The organism is Rhodovarius sp., from assembly GCF_040399605.1.
Taxonomy (GTDB): Bacteria; Pseudomonadota; Alphaproteobacteria; order Acetobacterales; family Acetobacteraceae; genus Rhodovarius; species Rhodovarius crocodyli_A.
Map to the genome: position 1 here is coordinate 1 of NZ_JBBARU010000061.1, position 19,909 is coordinate 19,909.

At 66.9% G+C, this 19,909-nt stretch carries 13 protein-coding genes; 7 read left to right on the forward strand and 6 right to left on the reverse strand.

Translation table 11 applies throughout. The annotated features are described in order from the left end of the window. From ABWP84_RS14105 to ABWP84_RS14115, 3 genes are all read right to left on the reverse strand, one after another. The coding region (locus ABWP84_RS14105) for a glycosyltransferase (RefSeq protein ID WP_353212678.1) at window positions 1-1,747 on the reverse strand (1,747 nt) is incomplete at its 3' end. Window positions 1,748-1,868: 121 nt separating this feature from the next. After that, entirely contained in the window at window positions 1,869-2,558 is a 690-nt protein-coding gene (locus ABWP84_RS14110) for a sugar transferase (RefSeq protein ID WP_353212679.1), read from the reverse strand. A 470-nt stretch (window positions 2,559-3,028) separates the two neighbouring features. Then, window positions 3,029-4,282 (reverse strand): O-antigen ligase family protein, encoded by a 1,254-nt coding sequence (locus ABWP84_RS14115; protein WP_353212680.1) that lies wholly within the window; start codon window positions 4,280-4,282, stop codon window positions 3,029-3,031. Window positions 4,283-4,605: 323 nt separating this feature from the next. Here ABWP84_RS14115 and ABWP84_RS14120 point away from each other — a divergent pair, with 323 nt between their 5' ends. Then, window positions 4,606-6,894 carry a family 16 glycosylhydrolase gene (locus tag ABWP84_RS14120; RefSeq protein ID WP_353212681.1) on the forward strand — a complete coding sequence of 763 codons (2,289 nt, stop codon included), beginning with the start codon at window positions 4,606-4,608 and terminating at the stop codon, window positions 6,892-6,894. On the opposite strand, the gene ABWP84_RS14125 is transcribed toward ABWP84_RS14120, so the two are convergent. Beyond that, window positions 6,891-8,123: a hypothetical protein gene (locus ABWP84_RS14125; protein WP_353212682.1), complete on the reverse strand. Its 1,233-nt coding sequence runs from the start codon at window positions 8,121-8,123 to the stop codon at window positions 6,891-6,893. The genes ABWP84_RS14120 and ABWP84_RS14125 overlap by 4 nt on opposite strands. Further along, the gene (locus tag ABWP84_RS14130) at window positions 8,110-8,520 is read right to left on the reverse strand and encodes a hypothetical protein (protein ID WP_353212683.1); all 411 of its coding nucleotides are present in this window, start codon (window positions 8,518-8,520) and stop codon (window positions 8,110-8,112) included. Before ABWP84_RS14130 ends, ABWP84_RS14125 begins: the two co-directional genes overlap by 14 nt. 246 nt (window positions 8,521-8,766) lie before the next feature. Here ABWP84_RS14130 and ABWP84_RS14135 point away from each other — a divergent pair, with 246 nt between their 5' ends. From ABWP84_RS14135 to ABWP84_RS14160, 6 genes are all read left to right on the forward strand, one after another. Continuing rightward, entirely contained in the window at window positions 8,767-8,988 is a 222-nt protein-coding gene (locus ABWP84_RS14135) for a hypothetical protein (protein WP_353212684.1), read from the forward strand. 97 nt (window positions 8,989-9,085) lie between these two features. After that, window positions 9,086-10,531 carry an oligosaccharide flippase family protein gene (locus ABWP84_RS14140; RefSeq protein WP_353212685.1) on the forward strand — a complete coding sequence of 482 codons (1,446 nt, stop codon included), beginning with the start codon at window positions 9,086-9,088 and terminating at the stop codon, window positions 10,529-10,531. Then, a complete protein-coding gene (locus tag ABWP84_RS14145) occupies window positions 10,528-11,721 on the forward strand; it encodes a glycosyl transferase family 1 (RefSeq protein ID WP_353212686.1) in 1,194 nt (397 codons plus the stop codon). The genes ABWP84_RS14140 and ABWP84_RS14145 overlap by 4 nt, the downstream gene beginning before the upstream one ends. Before the next feature lie 447 nt (window positions 11,722-12,168). Then, window positions 12,169-13,212 (forward strand): efflux RND transporter periplasmic adaptor subunit, encoded by a 1,044-nt coding sequence (locus tag ABWP84_RS14150; protein ID WP_353212687.1) that lies wholly within the window; start codon window positions 12,169-12,171, stop codon window positions 13,210-13,212. Window positions 13,213-13,221: 9 nt separating this feature from the next. Next, window positions 13,222-16,371, forward strand: coding sequence for an efflux RND transporter permease subunit (locus ABWP84_RS14155; protein ID WP_353212688.1), 3,150 nt, complete (start codon window positions 13,222-13,224; stop codon window positions 16,369-16,371). 169 nt (window positions 16,372-16,540) lie between these two features. Continuing rightward, window positions 16,541-18,151: a GMC family oxidoreductase N-terminal domain-containing protein gene (locus tag ABWP84_RS14160; RefSeq protein ID WP_353212689.1), complete on the forward strand. Its 1,611-nt coding sequence runs from the start codon at window positions 16,541-16,543 to the stop codon at window positions 18,149-18,151. Window positions 18,152-18,186: 35 nt separating this feature from the next. On the opposite strand, the gene ABWP84_RS14165 is transcribed toward ABWP84_RS14160, so the two are convergent. Further along, window positions 18,187-19,569 (reverse strand): LLM class flavin-dependent oxidoreductase, encoded by a 1,383-nt coding sequence (locus ABWP84_RS14165; protein ID WP_353212690.1) that lies wholly within the window; start codon window positions 19,567-19,569, stop codon window positions 18,187-18,189. Window positions 19,570-19,909 lie beyond the last annotated feature (340 nt).

A 19,909-nucleotide genomic window follows, 5' to 3' on the forward strand; every position in this document is an offset into this window, starting at 1 on the left:
GCGCCGGCCAGGCTTCGGCCAGGAACCAGCGCATGGCGTCGATATTGGGCGGCGTGGCGCTGCCCACGAAGAGCAGGCCGCCGCCCTGGCCCGGCTGCGGGGCTGCCACGGGCCGCGCCGCCATGGCGGCCACCAGCACCGTGGCGCGTGGCGCCATGCGCCGTGCCGCCTCGGCCTCCTCGGCCTGGACGGCGATGATGATCCCCGCACGGCGCAGCAAGCGGGCTTCGGCACCGGCAGAGAGAAGGGCGACGCTGTCGCGTGCGCCTTGGCGGGCGAAACTCTCCGCACGTTGCGAAAACAGGTCGTGCATGAGCACCGCCACGGGCGCCACAGGCGCCAGGGTATGGCCGATGGCGGGCAGGCTGAAGGCATAATCCGCGAGCACTGCGGCACTGCGCCCCCGCGATTGCGCGGTGACGAAGAGCAGGTCGTCCCCGGTCCAGGGCAAGGCGATGGCATAGGGCGCGGGCTGCCGCCAGGCCGCCGGGGCGGTGAGGCCCGCGCGTGCCATGAGCCGCGCGGCGATGCCCCGGGCCGCGGCCGCATAGACGGCCGGCGATGTCGCAAAAAGCCAGGGGCCGAGGCGCCTGCCGCCGCGGAAGGCCATGCTGTCGAAGGCCTGGTCGAGGGCGTCTATGCGCAGGACGGGCACGCGGCCGAAGCTGCCCGGTGTCGGGCTTACGAGATGCGTCGGCATGCCTGCCTGGCGCAGGGCGGCGCAGAGGCTTGTGAGATAGGCCGAACTTCCATTGGCGCCCGGTGTCAGGCGCTGGCGGGAGATGATGGTAACGCCGGGCTGTAGCGGTGGCATCTGCCGGGCGGGGAGCCGCCGGCGCAGCGCCTGCATGCCGAAGCGCGCGAGGATGGGCAGCGCCGCTGGCCGGGCGGCCATGAGTTGTGCGGCCTGGCCGACATGGAGGGCCTTCACCGCCGTGACCACCGCCTCAACCGTCTCTGCCGTGCCGATAGCCAGCAGCCGCGCATCCAGGGCAGCGGCGATGGCGGGCGTCACACCCGGCAGCGCGCGCAGCTTAGCGTCGGCGGCGCGCATCGCGGCCAGGGCGCCTGGGGCCATGCGGCTCGAAATGGACTGGCTGTGCCGCCGGTAGAAATACAGCGGGGTGGGCAGGATGCGCAGGCGGATGCCGCTCAGCAGCAGGCGCAGCACAAGGTCATAATCCTCGGCAATCCGCAGTGTCTCGTCATAGTGCAGCCCCGCCACGGCGCTGCGCCGGATCAGCGGCTTGAGGTAGCCCAGCTGGGGAATTCGGCTGAAGGGATGGTTGGCCGCAATATAGCCGGCCGCCTCCACCCAGCCCGGGGTATCGCCACCCAGCAGCCGGTGGGGCGGGGCGATGGCGGTGTCATCGAAGAGGATCAGGTCATCGGCGATGAGGTCGGCCGCAGAATTCTGCGCTTCCGCCAATAGTATCGCCAGACGCTCGGGCGCGATCACGTCGTCGGCGTCCATGATGGCGATCCATTCGCCCTGGGCGCAGGCGAGGCCGGTATTGCGCGCCGCCGCCGGGCCGCCGGCCGCCCTGCGGCGGATGAGCCGGATGCGCGGGTCGGCCGCCGCCATGGCCTCGACCATGGCCGGGCTTGTATCGGTGGAGGCATCGTCGACCACCAGGATCTCGATGGCCTGCAGGCTCTGCGCCTGAACAGAGTTGAGCGCATGGCCGATATGCTTGGCGCCGTTGCGGTTGGCCATGATGATGCTGATGGTGGGATGGTTGGCCATCAGGGCGCCTGCGGCGCAGCGGCGGCAGGGCTGCATGCCATTTGGCGCGCTATGCGCCCATCGGGGTTGTGGGCCAGCATCTGGGCCTTACCCAGGCCAGCGGCGATGTGCTGAGCATCCATCAGACGGCACCCCGCCGTGCCAGCACGGCTGGCACCGTGCGCAGCAGTATCGTCAGGTCAAGCCGCAGGGAGGGCCTCTGGGCATAATCCATGTCGAGCGCCACGCGATCGGTGTAGCTGGTCCCGCTGCGACCACTGACTTGCCACAAGCCGGTGATGCCCGGCGTCACCGCGAGATAGGCGCGGGCACCGACCCGGCCGTAATGGTCTTGCAGCTCCTCCGCCACCACCGGCCTTGGGCCGACAAGGCTCATCTCACCGCGGAGCACGTTGATGAGTTGGGGCAGTTCATCAAGGCTTGTCTGGCGAAGGATGGCACCGAGCGGGGTGATCCGCGGGTCGTGCTTCAGCTTGCGGCGGGTGGCCCATTCCGCCGCGTCGGCGGGGTTGTTGCGCAGTTGCTCGGCAAGGCGCTGGTCGGCATCCATGGCCATGCTGCGGAACTTGAGGCAGCCGAAGCTGGCGCCGCCGCGGCCGATGCGGCGATGGCTGTAAAAGGCGCTCCCGCCATCGCGGCGGATGAGGGCGATAAGAACGAGGAAGAGCGGCGACAGCAGCACAAGCAGTGCCAGGCTCGCGGCCGTGTCGAAGCTGCGCTTGGCGGCCCTGCGCAGATTGGCAGGCAGCAGGCTGCGCGGTTCCTGGTCGAGGCGCGGTGTGGAGAGGGCCTCGAGGCCGGATCGGATCATGGTCGGACTCCCGTTTGGTGCAATGCGAAATCGCGGTACGTTTGACGGGCGTTTCGCTCTTCCCAGGGCAGTCTTCTTGCGGCTGAACAGCGATTAAATGATCTTTAACGGCAAGTTATATTTTTAAATTGCTTGCGAATTATCGACGTTAGGATCGATTTACTCGAACATGTACCATTACAATTTAAGAAAAGGATTTACGATTGATGTGTTGATTTTTATGAATTTTTATTATTTTTAGCAATATTATGATGGTGAAAAAATGAGAGTTCACTTTCTTTGCGTGATAATAAAATTTCAAAATTAATATTCGGCATTGCAAAAAAGGGTATTTTCGGTTCTGCCACTCGTGCTTGCCATTCTGGACAAGCCAGGCGGTTCCCCGCGCCTGCGCGCGGTCTCCTCGCTCGCGGTGACGTGGCGGTTGTGGCTTGTCTGGATGGCTTGCAGCGATGGCCCGCAGCAACGGCTCAGCGGCGCGTCGGCAAACCCGTCTCCTGCCCATAGGCATTGATGGCGAAGAGCAAGAAGGTGCCGATCGCGAAAGGGTATGTGGTATCGACTTCGACAAAGGCGCGGGCGAGCAGACAGGTTGCGGTGGCAAATAGTGATGCGGTGGCAAAGTCTGGCTCCGCCAGCACCCGGCGCAGCGTGCGAAAGACGCCCATCAGCAGCAGCCAGGCGATGCAGGCGGCACCGACCACGCCCAGCGTCACCGCCGTATCGATGAAGGTGTTGTGGAAATGAAAGCCGCTGCGCCCGGTGATATGGAACTGCCGCCACAGCCCTTCGGCCCAGGGGTTGCCCTGCTGCCAGAAGGCCTGGTAGCCCTGTCCGAGCCACGGCGCACGGGCGATCTGCACCCAGGCATGCGCCCAGAGATCGGTCCGCCCTGTCAGCGTCAGGTCCTTGCCGAGCACGCGGATGATGAAGTCACGCGCCACCTCGCCCAGCGTTCCGCTCAGCGCCAGCATGGCCAGCAGCAGCAGGAAGGGGATTGCCACCAGCAGCCCGCCCACCGCCGCCATCCCGCGCTCGGCGCGCCGCATCCGTCCGAGCATCAGCCCGCCGACGAGCATGCATAGCGCAAGCACCGTGGTGACCAGCGCACCGGCCGAGCGCGCCATCACCAGCAATGGCAGCGCCAGAAGCAGTGCCGCGCTGCCCAGTAGCCGCACGCGAAACGACTGTGCCCAATCCAGCGCCGCCGCCGCGCCGAAGATCACCAACAAGGCCATGAAGAAGGCCATGGAGTTCTTCGCCGCGAAGATCCCAACGAAAGGCGCGGTGCCGGTGAAGGGATCGAGCACATAGCGGCCCAATGCGAGGCAGAGCAGAGCCCCCACTGCCAGGCTGGTGACCACCGCCGACACGAAGGCGCGCGGCGGCAGCAGGCGCGCGGCCAGCACGCCCATCATCGTGGTCAGCAGCAATTGCGCCCCCGCCCGGGCCGAGGCGGAAGGGTAGGCCGACCACGCGACCGATACCAGGGCGAGCAGCGGCAGCGTCAGCAGCCAGGGTTGGCGCATCCAGAGCGACAAGATGCCCGGCCCCTTGGCGCCGATCACGAGGGCCCAAAGTGCTAGAAACAGCGCGGCTCCCGCCGCGGCCATGATGCTTCCGGTCGAACTGACGAGGATGCCAACGCAACCACCGGCGACGGCGATCCAGGCCAGGGAGGCATGCGCGCTGGCAGGGGAGAGTGCTGGCGGCGTGTCGCGCATCACCAGGCGCGCAGGCGCAGCATCAGTCCCGCAGGGTCGTAGCGGTTGGCCAGATCGAGCAGTGGGCGGGGCAGCATCGGCAAGCCTCCTGCATAGCGAAGCTTTCCGCTACACCCCCGGCGGAGCCGGCCGCAATATGGCGCGCGGTCAACGCAAGCGAATGTGTTGCGCAAGAGGACAAGCCGGGCCGGGAGCCGCAATCCATGCGGAAATATCATGCATTCGCTCCGCAAAACGTGAACAGCATCTGGCGCCAGCAGGCCGATATGAGGGGCATGGCACGGATCAAACCTGGTGGGCTTCAGGCCTGCCTATGGATGCTGTTGGCATCGCCTGGGCTCGCCCAGCAGCCCAGCCTGCGCCCCGCCTCGCCCGAGGCCGGCGACCGTGGCGGCGTGGCGCGGGCGAGCGCCGCGGCGCGGGTGAGCCAATCCGGCACCCGTGCAGCGGAGACGCTGCGCGGCACCCCCGGCGATGATGCTTTCCGCGGCGGGGGCGGGGCCGATACGCTGATTGGCGGTGCCGGCGATGACACCTATTTCGTCACCAGCAGCGAGACCATTATCGAGGTGCCGGGCGAGGGTGTGGACACTGCCGTCTTCCTCGACGACACCACCTATCTCATGCCGCCCGGCGTTGAGAATGTCATTATCCAGCGCGATGCCAACCGGCCGCTGCATGGCCGCCACATGCAGTATCTCGGCTATGCCGGCGGGCCATCGGCCATCGGCAATGAACTGGCCAACCGCATGCAGGGCAGCGCCGCCGACAATATGCTCGACGGGCGGGGCGGCAATGATGTGCTGATCGGCGGCGCGGGGCGGGACGTCTTCGTCTTCGGCCCGGGTTACCAGCATGACCGGGTGCTGGATTTCGAGCCGGGACAGGACCGGGTGCGGATTCTAGGCGGCCTGTCCGACTGGGCCTCCATCCGCGCCGCCCTGGCCGACACGCCGGCGGGTGCGGTGCTGCGCCTGGGCGCTGACAGCCTGACCCTGGAGGGGCGGGGTGTGGCGGAGCTTACCGTCCGTGACTTCGAATGGCCGCCCGATCCCGCAGCCTGGCGGCTGGCCTTCGCCGAGGATTTTTCCACAGGCCTGCTGCGCTGCGACGGCCGCTCCACGCCTGCGGGGGGCATCTGGCGCACCCGCATGGCGCAGGGCGAGGGCACCACCATGGGTTCCAATGACGGCCAGGCCTTTGTCGACCGTGGCTTTCGCGGCCTGGGGCTGGACCCCTTCTCCTGGCGCGATGGCGTGCTGCAGATTGCCGGGAACTGGTGGCCGCAGCACCGCGAGGCCCTAGGCGGGCGGGAGTTCACCGGTGGCGTCATCACCACCGAGGGCAGTTTTGCCCGGCAATATGGGTTTTTCGAGGCCCGCATGCGCCTTTCCGACTGGCCCGGCGGCTTTCCAGCCTTCTGGCTGCTGCCATCCGACCATAGCTGGCCGCCCGAGATCGATGTGATGGAGCAGATCGGCAATCGCCCGCGGGAGGTCTTCCTCATGGGCCACGTCCTGCCCGGCATCGACACCACGCAATGGCACATTTACGGCCTGGAATGGAGCGCCGATCGCATCGCCTGGTTCGTGGATGGCGCGATGGTGCATGCGGTGCAGGACCACCATCAGCATCGCCCGATGTATCTGCTGCTGAACTACGCCCTGGGCGGAAGCTGGGCCGGTGCGATTCGCAGGCCTGCGACGCCGGGCGATCCGTCAGGTGGCGTCGAGATCGACTGGGTGCGGGCCTGGGCGCCGGCGGGTGAGGTGGCGGAGAGCCGCGCCGCGCCGATGGTGCGGTTCAGCCTCGGCCCCCTCGCACCCGGTGGCACGCCGCAACCCAATGATACCTGGTCGCTGCACGCCACCACGACCGGCCGGCTCCTGCTGCGGCCGGAGGATTTCGGTTTTGCCAGCTTGCACAATTGGCTTGATATCGGCCTGACCAATGACCGGGGCAGCGATACCTGGCGGGCGGATGTGAATAATGGTTGGGTTGGCCTCAACCTGCAGCTCGAAGATGCCGATGGCGGCCGCATCACCGCCGATGACCTGACAATGGTGGAGATCCGCCTCGGCGGCCGCGCACCCAGCCAGGTGATGATCGAACGCAGCCAATTCGGCCTGATCACGACTGGCGAGGGCGATGATGTGGTGGAGATCCGCTCCCAGCACCCCTGGGTGCTGCCGCGTGGACGGGTGTTCGAATTGCGCATGGGGGGCGGCGATGACCGCATTACCGGATGGTCCAGCGGCCACCCCCTGGCGGGCATGCGGGTGGAGGCCGGCCCGGGGCGGGATATTGTGGTGGGCTCCTCCGGCCCGGACGAGATCGCTGGCGGGCCGGGCGACGATATGATGACCGGCGGTGCGGGTCGCGACCGCTTCATCCTGCGCCGGGGTGAGCCGGGCACCGATGTGATCACCGATTTCGAGCTTGGTGCGGACCGGCTCGTGCTGGAAGGCTTCGCCCCGCGCGATGTGGTGCTGCGCGAAACGGGTGAGGGCGTGGTGCTGACCCTCGCGCCTGACCAGCGCCTGACCCTGCGCGGCCTGGCGCTTCAGGGCCGCTCGAGGGATGCCTTTTTGGCGCTTCTGCTGGGCGGCTAAATTGTCCCGCGCTGCCGCACCCCCCGCCAGCAGGCCAGCACCGCCGCCAGCACCGTCTCGCGCGGGGCGCCGGCGCGGCGCATGGCCAGGAGTTTGCGGCGCAGGCGCGCCACTGGCTGGGCTACGCCCTCCGCCACCGAGCCATCGAGCCTTTGCAGGAAGGCGGCGCCGAGCAGCGGGTCCTCGCGGATGATGACATAGGCGGCGTAACCCAGCACCGAGGGCCTGCCATGAGCCATCATGCGGCGGGCGAAGCTGCGCATGTCCACCAGGCGCGGATGCCCGGCCAGAACATCGCGAAGCTCCGCCGCCGAGGCCTTGAGCGGGCGGCTGCCCAGGGGTGTGCATTCGTGCCGCCAGAGCAGGTTTGCCATGGAAGCGAGGAGCGCGCCGTCGCCGAAGCCCGGCAGCAGATCCGGCAAGATTGAGCCTTGCCGTGCCTGGAGGTCATAGGTGTCGAAGGCGGCATCCGGCAGGCCGCGGATGATGGGCAATTCGATTGTGGCGCCGGACTGGATGATGGCCAGCAGCCGGTGCTGGCCATTGAGCAGCCGGCCATCGGCGCCGAAGCAGATCGGCTGCGGATTGAGCGTCCAGCTCCCTGCCCGCATGTCGCTCGCCAGCGCCTCGACATAGGCGAGGATAACCGGGCGGTGGCGGCGATTGGCCTGCAGGAACTGCGCCGCGCGGGTGGGGGTGACGCGTTCCACGCTCATCATGCAGCGGGCGAGATCGGCATCATCATGGGGGCAGGGTTGTGCTGCCTCCTCGCCGGGCGCCTGCCAATCCGCGCCGGGCAGCGGGGGATAGAAGTCGAGCCGAGGAAATGGCCGTCCGGGCGACCAGACCAGGCGGCGGGGGGTGGCATTTGATTGCTCGGCATTGAGCGCCTGCAGGGCGAAGGCGAGATGGCGCGTGGCGCGCGCATTGGCCGAGCGGTCCTGGCGATGCTGCGCAATGGCGTGGCGCAGCATTGCCCCGGCAGCGTCATCGGGGTGCAGGCCCGGATCGGCGAAGGCCGCCAGCAGCCGGGCTAGGGCAGGAGGGTTGCTGCGGCCGCCCATGAAGAGGAGCGGCAGGCGGATGGCATCGGGCAGCGCCGCCGCCGCTAGGTCGGCCGGCGCGGCTGCGATGGCCGCGATCTGGGGATTGCGGTGCAGAACGCGTTCCATCCGGGCCCAGGGTTGGGCGCTGCTACGCTTGCCCAGGCTGCCATCATGGTAGTTCATGCAGGGTGAGCAGCAATTGTTCCACATCGCGGGGATTGGCGAGGCCGCGTGCCTCCAGCACCTGCGCAAAGCTGCGCCGATGGTGCTGATCGATCAGATGGATCATGTCATCGGCGACGTTGCTGGCGAGGACGGTTGGAAAGCTGCTATGGGCTTCCACTGACGCCAGCAGCCGATGCCGACCATCCAGCAGCCGCCCCGTGGCGGAGATGATGATGGGAATGCCGTTCAGGACCCAAGCATTGGCGCGCATCAGGCGGGCAAAGGCGGCGACGCGCTCCTTCTGGACCGGGCGCAGCACCGGGCCACTGCGCAGCAGCGCGGCGGCGGTCGTGGGCTCCAGCTTCAGCTTAGCGAGTTGCAAATCCAGCGCTCCCGCATGCCGCGAGAGGTCCATGCCCCAGCGTCATAGGAGAGATGGTGATTTCGATCGGTCATCGCAACACCTTCAGGCAGGAGGCTCGCCCGGCCCAGCGAGCGTGCCGTGATGGGCGTTTGTGTGGCGCAGGCTGTCGGAACAGGATGGGTCCGAAAGGCAGGCGGCGGCACACGCCATGATTTCGCCTTGATCGGTCCCTTGGTAAGCCACACTTGCGGAGCAGAAACTTCACCCTTACACACCGCCGCCCGGGACAAGGTCGTCATGCGCAGCCACAAACCCGCCCCGACCACCTCACCAGCCACCAGCCCATCGGGCGAGTCCAGGGCGCGATTTTCCGGCACCATCGAGCGTATGAACCAGGCGGCGCTCGAGGCCGTAGAGGCCGCGCGTGAGGCACGGGGCCATGACGCCGCCGCCCGCCTGCGCGAGAGCCAGCCCGGCTTGTTCCTCCGCCTCATGAGGGCGCTGCGCCTCGGGCGCTGATTGCCGGCACACGCAGTTGTGCCACGTCAGTTGAGCCAATCCGGTCTATCCCCACAGCGCCCGGTTCTTCAGCCCCGGTGCGGCTTGGGAGATTGGCTTGGCGCGATGGAGCAGCTTGGGCGGCGGGTTTGGTGGCGCCGCATTATGGGCAGGTCTGAGCGGCGGGATTGCCATTATTCTGCCACTGCTGATGTTCGTCGCCTTCGCGCGCGCGCTCCCGCCGCTGGTGATCGGGCAATTCGCCCTGGCCGTGGCGCTGTCGGAGCTGTTGAAATGCCTGGGGGTGCCCGGCCTTTATGAGGTGATATTGCATCGGCAGGACCCGACCGGGCGCGATCAGGCCGCTGCCCAGGGTGTCTTTCTGGTGATGGGGCTGGCGCTGGTGCCGGTGCATCTGCTGCTGCTGTACAGCCTGCTCGCCATGACCTCCAGCCAGCCAGGCAATGAGGCGGCCTGGCTGCTGGGCCTCGTCGCGCTGCGCATCCCGCTCGACCTCATGCTGTTGCAGCCCCAGGCGGAACTGGCGCGGCGCCAGGCCCATGCACGGCTCGCCCAGCGCAACATCATGGCCAATATCGGCGCCGGGCTTTTGGGCTTGGCCGGCATTGTCGCAGCCGATCCAATGCTGGGGCTTGGGCTCTATACCCTGGGGCTTTCGGTCTGTACGGCGGCGGCGACGGTGGTGGGGACACGCGCCTGGCGTTGGCCGATCTGGGCGCCGGATGCGCTGCGGCAGATGCGGGCGGAGGCGCTGCTGGCCTCGGCCGTGCGCGGTGCCTCGGTGGCCCTGATGCAGATGGATCAGGTCGCCCTGGGTGGGTTGCTCGGCCCCATTGCCTTCGCGTTCTACAATGTCGGCAAGCGTATTGAGATGGCCTTTGTCAGCCTCGCCCAAAGCTTTGCGCAGGCGCTGTTCCAGCCGCTCTTTGCGGCCCGGCGGGGCCTCACGGAGCGTGCCGCGGTGCTCCGCCAGGCGCTGGGCATTGTCACCGTCACCTGCGGCGCGGGTGCGGCGGTATTCATCGCAACGGCCGATCTGGTGATCGCGCTGCTGCTCGGGCCGGAATGGGCGCCGGCGGCGCCGGTGGCAGCGCTGCTGGCAGTCGCGGGGCATGGCCGCGCGCTGGCCGCGGCCTGCGCCTCGCTGCTCTCGGTCTCCGGGCAGAATTCAAAATTATTGCGGGTCTTTCTGGTGTCGGCGGGTGTTGGGCTTGCCATGGTGGCGCTGGCAGCCCCCTTCGGCGCGCTGGCGGTGGCCCTGGCGGTCACGCTGCGGGTTCTGGCCACGACGCTCCTGCTGGCCTGGATGACGCGCGCGGCGGCGGGGGATGGCTGGCGCGGCGCCATGCTGCATGCGCTGCTGGGCTTCCTGGGCATGCTGGCGGTGGCGATGCTGGCCCGATCTGCGGTGGTCTGGCCGGGTGGCGTGGCCAGCATGGCGCTTCAGGCGATGGCGGTCCTGGCGGCCTGCTGCGCGGTCGCGCCCATTGCATTGGTCATGCTGCTGCGGCTGGCGCCGCGCGGCCGGATGGGCGGGCCATGAGCCAGGGATTGCGGCTAGCCTATCTCGTGCATGACCTGCACGACCCGGCGGTGGCGCGCCGGCTTGATATGATGCGGCCGCATCTCGCCGATGCGGTGGTCATCGGCTTTCACCGCAGCGGTGAGGCGCCGGCCAGCATCTCCGGCTGGCCGGCGGTCGCGCTAGGTCGCACCGCGGATGCCAGGTTCGCGCGGCGCGTAGTGTTGTTGCTGCGGGCGCGGCTGTTGCTGGCAGCGCTGAAACCCCATATCGCCAGACGGGATGTCGTGCTCTCGCGCCAACTCGAAACCCTTCTGCTGGGCCGGGCGGCGCGCGATGGTTTCGCGCCCGGTGCGGTGCTGGCGCAGGAATGCTTGGATGTGCACCGGCTGCTGGTCGGCCAAGGCCTGGCAGCGCGGCTGCTGCGGTGGCTTGAGCACCGGCTGCTGGCGGCTTGCGATCTGGTGATCACCAGTTCGCCCGGCTTTGAGCGGGAGTATCTGCGGCCGATGCATGGCGCGGCCCTGCCGCCCGTGCTGCTGGTGGAGAATAAGGTGCTGGCGGGCGAGGCCGGGGCTGGGCCGGCGCTGCGACCCGTGGGCCCGCCATGGCGCATCGGCTGGTATGGTGTTTTGCGCTGCCGGCGCAGCCTGCTTCTGCTCGCGGCCCTGGCCCGGAGGCTTCCCGGCCTTGTGGAGGTGGATTTGCGCGGCCGGCCCGCCCGCAGCGCCATCCCTGATTTTGACGCGCTGGTCGCTGCATCGCCCGGCCTCGTTTTTGGCGGGGGCTATGACCGGCGGCACGAATTGGCGGGTCTCTATGGTGGTGTGCACTATGTCTGGGCGATCGATTTCTTCGAGGCCGGGGCGAATTCGGCCTGGCTTCTGCCCAACCGTCTTTACGAAGGCACGCTGTATGGCGCGGTGCCGATCGCGCAGGGCGATGTCGAGACGGGCCGCTGGCTGGCGCTCCGCCGCGCAGGGCTCTTGCTGGAAGGCGACCAGGATAGGCTGCTGCTGGAGCGGTTGGCTGCCCATTTCGGAGGCCTGACGGCTGCGGGTTTTGCAGATGCCGCAGCGGCTGTGGCCGCTATCCCCCGCAGCGCTCTTGTGGATGATGGCCGCGATGGCCAGCGGCTGGCGAAGGCGTTTCGCAGCCTGCTGGCCGGCCTGCCCGGTGAAGCCATGGTCCAGGATGGATGCAACCTGTGACCAATGATGAGATCAAAGCTCTCCTCCATGGTCCTGAGGGCTTGGCCGGCGACGAATGGCATGAAGATTCCGTATGTTTTGACGTAGCATTGGGCGATCTCTAAAACAGGCAGCGGCATCCCCTTCGCAGCCGCCGTCGCACAAGTCCGAGGCAGGCATGGGAGGTTCCGTGCCAATCCGACTGATTCACTCAGAAATTTCGCTTGCAGTTTGACGAAATCTTAAACACATGGTGCTGCTTGCGAAACGAATGGCTGCGAAAGAGGCTTCATGACCAGACAATCTCGCGCGATGGTGCAGCCTGGCGCAGCGTCTTTTTGCCTGTCGCGGGGCTGGGCAGGCCGGCTTTTGGCATTTTGCTTGGTGCTCACCGCCACTTCCGGCTGTGACGATCAGCCAAGCCGCGCAACAGCCAGTCCCCCGCAACCCGTTTCGCCAGCCATCGCCGTGACCGTGCAAACCCTCGAGCGCCGGGAAATCCCGGTCAGCTCCGTGCTTCCCGGGCGCACCGCACCCTTCCGGGTGGCCGAGATTCGCCCCCAGGTCGGCGGCGTGCTGCGCGAGCGCCTCTTCAACGAGGGTGAGGCCGTCCGGGCCGGCCAGCCACTGTTCCAGATCGATCCCGCACCCTTCGAGGCCGCGCAGCGGCGCGCCGAGGCGGCGCTGGTGCGCATCGAAGCGACCGAGCGCCTGGCATTGAGCACGGCCAACCGTCTGCGCTCCCTCGCGCGGTCGCAGGTGGTGAGCGAGCAGAACCTGGAAAACGCCGAGGCGACGCTGCGCCAGGCCCAGGCGGATATTCTGTCCACCCGCGCAGCACTCGAAACCGCGCGGATCGATCTGAGCTATACCCGCGTCGTATCACCAATCTCCGGACGCACGAACCGCTCGAATGTGACGCCGGGCGCGCTTGTCACCGCCAATCAGCCCACCGCCCTCGTCTCCGTCACCCAGCTTGACCCGATGCTGGTGGACATCACGCAGCCCAGCGCTGTGCTGCTGCAGCACCGGCGCGACGTTGCCAGCGGCGCGCTGCGCCGCCCCTCGGCCGACCGGGTGGTGGCGCGGCTTTTGCTCGAGGACGGCTCCGAATATCCCCATGCCGGCGAAATCCAGTTCTCCGAGGTGATTGTGGACCAGGGCACCGGCTCGGTCACCATCCGCGCGGTTTTCGCCAATCCGGACCAGCTGTTGCTGCCGGGCATGTTCGTCCGCGCCCGCATTGAGGAAGGGGTGACTGACCGCGCCCTGCTCGTGCCACAGCGTGCGGTGATGCGCACGCCGCGCGGCGAGCCCATGGTCTTTGTGGTGAATGCCGAAGGGGTGGTGGAAAGCCGCGTCCTGCGCGCCAGCCGCGTCATCGGCAATGACTGGCTGGTGACCGAAGGGGTGGCCCCTGGCGATCGGGTGATCATTGAGGGCTTGCAGCGCGTGCGTGCCGGTACCCGGGTGCAGCCAAGCGAGCGCGCCCCCGCGCGGGTCGCGAGCTAGGACCGCGCCGTGGCCCGTTTCTTCATCGATCGCCCAGTCTTCGCCTGGGTCATCGCGATTTGCATGATGCTGGCCGGGCTGCTGGCATTGCGCAGCATGGCCGTCTCGCAATACCCGGCCATCGCGCCCCCGGCCATCTCCATCAATGTCAGCTATCCCGGCGCCTCGGCGGAGACTGTGCAGACGACGGTGGTGCAGATCATCGAGCAGCAACTCAGCGCCATCGACAATCTGCTCTTCTTCGACAGCCAGACGACCAAGGATGGCCAGGCCCGCATCCAGCTGGCCTTCGCACCAGGCACCAATTCCGATACCGCCCAGGTGCAGGTGCAAAACCGCGTCCAATTGGCGGTGCCGCGCCTGCCGCTGACGGTGCAGCAGCAGGGCATCCGTGTGGTGAAATCCTCCGGCAATTACCTGCTGGTGGTAGGCTTCGTCTCGGCAGATGGCCGGATGGAACGCCTCGACATCTCCGACTATCTCGTATCCAACCTGCAGGACCCGATCAGCCGCACCCCAGGCGTGGGCGATTTCCAGATTTTTGGCGCGCAATATGCCATGCGGATCTGGCTGGATCCGGCGAAGCTGATCAATTTCGGGCTGACGCCCTCTGATGTGGCGGCGGCGGTGCGGGCGCAGAATGTGCAGGTCTCGAGCGGCGAGATGGGTGGTTTGCCGGCCCTGCCGGGTCAGCAATTGAATGCCACCATCATCGGACCCTCCTATCTGCAGAGCGTGGAGGAATTCGGCGCCATCCTGATGCGGGTTCGCGCCGATGGCTCGCAGGTGCGCCTGCGTGACGTGGCGCAGATTGCCATTGGCGGCGAGAATTACGCCATCACCACCCTGCTCGATGGCCGCCCGGCCAGCGGCATCGGCATCCGGCTGGCCAGCGGTGCCAATGCGCTGGACACCGCGGCCGCCGTCCGCGCCACTGTGGAACGGCTGCGCCCGAACTTCCCGCCCGGGCTCGAAGTTGCTTATCTGCAGGACACCACGCCCTTCGTGCAGCGCTCCATCAAGAGCGTGATCACGACGCTGCTGGAAGCGGTGGCGCTGGTCTTCGTGGTGATGTTGCTGTTCCTGCAGAACCTCCGCGCCACGCTGATACCCACCATGGCCATTCCGGTGGTGCTGCTGGGCACTTTCGCGGTGCTGCAGGCGCTCGGCTTCAGCATTAACACCCTCACCTTGTTTGGCCTGGTGCTGGCCATCGGCCTGCTGGTGGATGACGCGATCGTGGTGGTCGAGAATGTCGAGCGCGTGATGGCGGAGGAGCATCTCTCGCCGCTGGAGGCCACGCGCAAATCGATGGATCAGATCACCGGCGCGCTGATCGGCATCGCGCTTGTGCTCTCGGCGGTGTTCTTGCCGATGGCCTTCTTCGGCGGGTCTGTGGGGGTGATCTATCGGCAATTCTCGGTGACCATCGCCACCGCCATGAGCCTCTCGGTGCTGGTGGCGCTATTTTTTACCCCGGTGCTCTGCGCCACCATGCTGCGGCCGCATAAGCCCGGCCAGGGCACGCGCGGCTTCTTCGGCTGGTTCAACCGAGGCTTCGACCGGATCACGGGCGGCTATGTCAGCAGCGTGCGCGCCAGCATGCGCCGGCCGGCGCGGATGATGCTGATCTATGTCGCGCTGCTCGGTGCCCTGGGCTATGCCTTCCTGCGTGTGCCCGGCGGCTTCCTGCCCAATGAGGACCAGGGCATTGCCTTCGCGCAGGTTACCGCCCCGCCGGGGGCGACCGCCGACCGCACGCAGCGCGCGCTGAACGAATTGGGCCGCTACCTGCGCGAGGAGGAGGCCGCCGCGGTCGATAATTTCTTCGCGATCAATGGTTTCAGCTTTGGCGGCCGTGGCCAGAACTCCGGCCTGGGCTTCATCACCCTGCGCGACTGGGACGCGCGAAAGGGGGGCCAAAACAGTGTCTCGGCGCTGACGGCGCGGATCAATGCGCGTTTCGGCGGCTATCAGGACGCGCTGATCATCGCCTCCTCACCGCCCGCCGTGCGTGAACTGGGCAATGCCACCGGCTTCTCCTTCCAACTGTTGGACCGCGGCGGCCTGGGCCATAATGCGCTGATGGCGGCACGTGACCAGTTGCTGCGCCTGGCCAATGAAAGCCCGGTGCTGACGCGGGTGCGGGCCAATGGCCTCAATGACGAAGCGCAGTTTCGCCTGATCGTGGATTGGGAACGCGCCAGCGCCCTGGGCCTCTCCGTCACCGAGATCAATACCACCCTGGCCACGGCCTGGGGTGCCACCTATGTCAATGACTTCATGGATCGCGGGCGGGTCAAGCGCGTCTTCATGCAGGGCAATCAGGAATCGCGGATGACCCCCGGCGACCTCGATAAATGGTTCGTGCGCAACGCCCAGGGGCAGATGGTGCCTTTCTCGGCTTTCGGCCGCACCGAATGGGGCTTTGGCTCGCCGCGGCTGGAACGTTTCAACGGCGTCGCCTCGCGCGAGATTCAGGGCCAGCCGGCCGCAGGCTTCACCAGTGGCCAGGCGATGGACGAGATGGTGCGGCTGGCGGGGCAATTGCCTGCGGGCTTTGGCTTTGAGTGGAGCGGTATCTCGTTCCAGGAGCGGCAATCCGCGGGGCAGGCGCCGGCACTCTACGCGCTGTCGCTGATGGTGGTGTTCCTGTGTCTCGCAGCACTTTACGAAAGCTGGTCGATCCCCACCGCCGTCTTGTTGGCGGTGCCGCTGGGCGTGCTGGGGGCGGTGCTCGCCACCCTCTTTGGCGGCAAGGCCAATGACGTGTATTTCCAGGTCGGCCTGCTGGCGACGATAGGGCTGACCGCCAAGAACGCCATCCTGATCGTTGAATTCGCCCGCGAGGGGTTCAACCGTGGTCTTTCCTTGATCGAGGCGGCGGAGGAGGCCGCGCGCCAGCGGCTGCGCCCGATCATCATGACCTCGCTCGCCTTCACCTTGGGCGTGGTGCCGCTGGCCATAGCCACCGGCGCGGGCTCGGGCGCGCAGAATGCGATCGGCATCGGCGTGATCGGCGGTGTCGTCGCTGGCACGGTGCTGGCCGTGCTGTTCGTGCCCCTGTTCTTCGTCCTTGTGCTGCGCATGTTCCGCGCCCGGCGGGCGGGGGAGGCGGCGCCGGCACGCAATGCCGCGGTGGAGGCGGCAGGCGAGTAAGCCCGAGAAGGGAGCAGAACCTCCCGCGAGCCCGGTGCAGTCTTCGTCCTATCGCCGAGGCAGCCGGTCTTCGGGAATAGGGCTGTCGTGATGGTTCCAATTTTCCACCACGACATTGTAGCATTGACGGACGACACCAGGGGAAACGCGCGATGGCTGAGGCTACCCGATGAGCGAGCTCGTAGCCGACTATGTGATCCTCGGCGGCGGCTCGGCCGGCTGCGTCCTGGCTGCCCGCCTCTCCGAAGACCCGGCGACGGCGGTGACGCTGCTGGAGGCCGGACCCTGGGACCGCAACCCTTGGATTCACATCCCCATGGGCTTCGCCAAGCTCTACGTCACCAAGAAATTCGATTGGAATTACCAGACCGAGCCTGAGCCCGAACTCAATGATCGCCAGATCTATTGGCCGCGCGGGCGGGTCATCGGCGGCTCGGGCAGTGTGAACGGGCTGGTCTTTCTGCGCGGCTCACCGCGTGATTATGACCGCTGGGCGCAATCCGGCGCGCGCGGCTGGTCCTATGATGACTGCCTGCCCGCCTTTCGTAAACTCGAAACCTTCAACGGCCCGGCGAGCCCGCTGCGTGGCCAGGACGGCCCGATGCAGATTGCCGAGGTTCCAAGCCCCACGCCGGGCTGTCGCGCCTTCGTTGAGACCTGCGAGGCGCTGGGCTTCCCCCGCAATGCCGACAATAATGGCGAGTGGTTTGAGGGCGTCGCCCCCAACCAGCTCAACGTCCATAAGGGCAGGCGCTGGAGCCCGGCCGTGGCCTATCTGCGCCCCGCGCTGAAGCGGAGCAATCTGCGCGTGGAGACCGAGCGCCTTGGTGTGCGGCTGGTGTTTGAGGGGCAGCGCTGCGTTGGGGTCGTTGTTCGCCGCGCCGATGGGGTGGAGGAGACCCATCGCGCCCGGCGGGAGGTCATCCTCTCCTCCGGTGCGATCGAGAGCCCCAAAATGCTCATGCTCTCGGGCATTGGTGATGGGGCGGCGCTGCAGGGGCTGGGTATCGAAACGCGGGTGCATTCGCCCCAGATCGGCCAGAACCTGCAGGACCATATGCTGGTGCGCTACGCCTATCGCACCAAGCCGGCCGATACGCTGAACGAGACCATGGCCAACCCGCTGAAGATGGCGAAGATGGGCCTGGAATGGGCGCTGGGCCGGCGTGGGCATATGACCATAGGCGCCTCGGAAGCGAGCCTGTTTGCGCGCGTGCTGCCTGGCTCGGAGGAGCCGGAGGTGCAGTTCCAATTCGTGAACTATTCACTCGATGCGCCCAAGGGCGTCTCGGCAGCGGCGTTGCACAAGCAGCCGGGCTTCACCTTCAATTTCTGCCAGTGCCGCCCCGATAGCCGCGGCCAGATCACCCTGCGCAGCGCCCGCGTTGAGGATAAGCCGCGCATCGAGGCCAATTACCTGACGCATCCGAATGATGTGCGGGTGATGCTGGAGGCTGCGAAGCTTGCGCGCCGCATCGCCGCCACCAAGCCCTTCGCAGGGCTAATCGAGGAGGAATTGGCGCCTGGCCGCCATGTGGAGGATGACGCCGCCACCCTCGCCTATCTGCGTGAGGCCGGCACCACCGTCTATCACCCTTGCGGCACCGTCCGCATGGGCAGCGATGACCATGCACCGCTGGACACGCAGCTGCGGCTGCGCGGGGTGGAGGGGCTGCGGGTTGTGGATGCCTCGGTGTTTCCGCTCATGCCCTCCTCCAACATCCACCCGGCCGTGCTGATGACTGCCGAGCGGGCGGCGGAGATGATCCGCGCAAGCTAGGGCAGGGGGCGCTGCTTAGGCGCGGCGGGGTAGGCTCATGCGCTTGCTCCCTGCTGCGGCGTCCTTTGCCAGTCGAAGGGTTTTGCGCGCGGCAGGGAGAGGTTTTCGCGCAGTGTCGTGCCGGTGAATTCGCGCCGGAAGACGCCGCGGCGTTGCAGTTCCGGCACCACCAGCCGGCAAAAATCCTCATAGGAGCCGGGCATATGGGTGGCAGCGAGGACGAAGCCGTCGCAGGCGCGGGCCTCATACCAATGATGCATTTCCTCAGCGACGCGTTTGGCGGTGCCGCTGAAGCAGGGGAATTCGCGGATGGTGCCGCGGCCGCTGATGCTGACGAAATCGGCGAGGGTGGGGTTCTGCTTGCCCGAGCCTGCGACGACACGGTCACGGATGGCCTGCAAGCCCTTGATACCGGCCAGTTCCTCATCGGTGAAGGCCTCATCCATTCCCTTGGAGGCGAAGTCATAATTCAGCACCTCCGATAGCAGGGCGAGCCCGTCGATAGGCTTGGCCAGGCTCTCGATTAGTGCCCGCTTCTCCGCCGCCTCATCCTCGCTATTGCCGATGATGGCATAGACGGCCGGACAGACGCGCACGGTGTCGGGGTCACGGCCCGAAGCTGCGACCTGCGCCTTGAATTCGGCATAGACCTTCTGCCCCGCCTTGAGATTGGGGTAGATGACGAAGATCAGGTCGCCCCAATTCGCCGCGAAAATGCGGCCGCGGCCGCTCTGGCCGGCCTGGATCAGCACCGGGCGGCCTTGCGGCGTGCGTGGCACGGTGAAGGTGCCCTGGCTCTTATACCAGCGCCCCTCGAAGTTCAGCCGCTTGACCTTGGCCGGATCGGCGAAGATGCCGCTTTCGCGGTCATTGATAATGGCATCATCGCCCCAGGCATCCCATTGGCTGAGGACGATCTGCATGAATTCCTCGGCCCGGTCGTAGCGCAGGTCGTGCTCGGGATGTTCGGCGCGGCCCATATTATGCGCCTCGCTGTCATTCAGCGAAGTGACGACATTCCAGGCCACGCGCCCGCCCAGCATATGGTCCAGCGTCGCGAAGACGCGGGCGACGTGATAGGGCTCGTAATAAGTGGTGGAATAGGTGCCCCCGAGGCCGAGCTTTTCCGTGGCCAGGCCCATGGCGGTCAGGATGGAGATCAGGTCCAGCTTGACCACGCGGATGCCGTTGCGCACGGCCTCGGCATGGTCGTGGCCGAGAATGTCGGGCAGGGCCAGGCGGTCATCGAAGAAGGCGAGGTGGAAGCGGCCATCCTCCAGCGTGCGGGCGATGCGCTGGTAGTATTGCGGCTTCAGGAAATCCTGCACGGTTTCAGGATGCCGCCAGGAGCCTGGGTAGTTCGAGCAATTCTGTGCCTGCAGGAAGGCCACCATGGCCATGTCGTTGCGGGGGGGCATCAGCCGTTCAATGCTCCGGTCAGCGCCAGGGTGACATCGGCGAATTGGCGTGAGTTCGGCGCGCGCGTGGTGACGTCGAGCGGCAGGCTATCCATGGCGTTGCTCCATATCGCGCATCGTGCAGCGCGTTGGGGGGAGCATGATCGGGGTTTGGTGGGGCGTCAAACATACGGACAAATCTACCTGGACGAGCCGCCCCGCGCCGCCTATCAGCGAATCCCACACCACGGAACCAAGCGATGACCGCGCCCAGCCGCAGCTTCCTTTTCGCCCCAGGCGACCATGCCCGACGCGCCGAGAAGGTGCTCACCACCGGCGCCGATGCCGCGATTCTCGACCT

Bases quoted from the DNA above. Each gene is read 5' to 3' on its own strand.
- ABWP84_RS14130 (WP_353212683.1), bottom strand. From the start codon at position 8,520: ATGGACCTCTCGCGGCATGCGGGAGCGCTGGATTTGCAACTCGCTAAG.
- ABWP84_RS14145 (WP_353212686.1), top strand. From the start codon at position 10,528: ATGAGCCAGGGATTGCGGCTAGCCTATCTCGTGCATGACCTGCACGAC.
- ABWP84_RS14110 (WP_353212679.1), bottom strand. From the start codon at position 2,558: ATGATCCGATCCGGCCTCGAGGCCCTCTCCACACCGCGCCTCGACCAG.
- ABWP84_RS14160 (WP_353212689.1), top strand. From the start codon at position 16,541: ATGAGCGAGCTCGTAGCCGACTATGTGATCCTCGGCGGCGGCTCGGCC.
- ABWP84_RS14125 (WP_353212682.1), bottom strand. From the start codon at position 8,123: ATGAACTACCATGATGGCAGCCTGGGCAAGCGTAGCAGCGCCCAACCC.
- ABWP84_RS14115 (WP_353212680.1), bottom strand. From the start codon at position 4,282: ATGCGCGACACGCCGCCAGCACTCTCCCCTGCCAGCGCGCATGCCTCC.
- ABWP84_RS14135 (WP_353212684.1), top strand. From the start codon at position 8,767: ATGCGCAGCCACAAACCCGCCCCGACCACCTCACCAGCCACCAGCCCA.
- ABWP84_RS14165 (WP_353212690.1), bottom strand. From the start codon at position 19,569: ATGCCCCCCCGCAACGACATGGCCATGGTGGCCTTCCTGCAGGCACAG.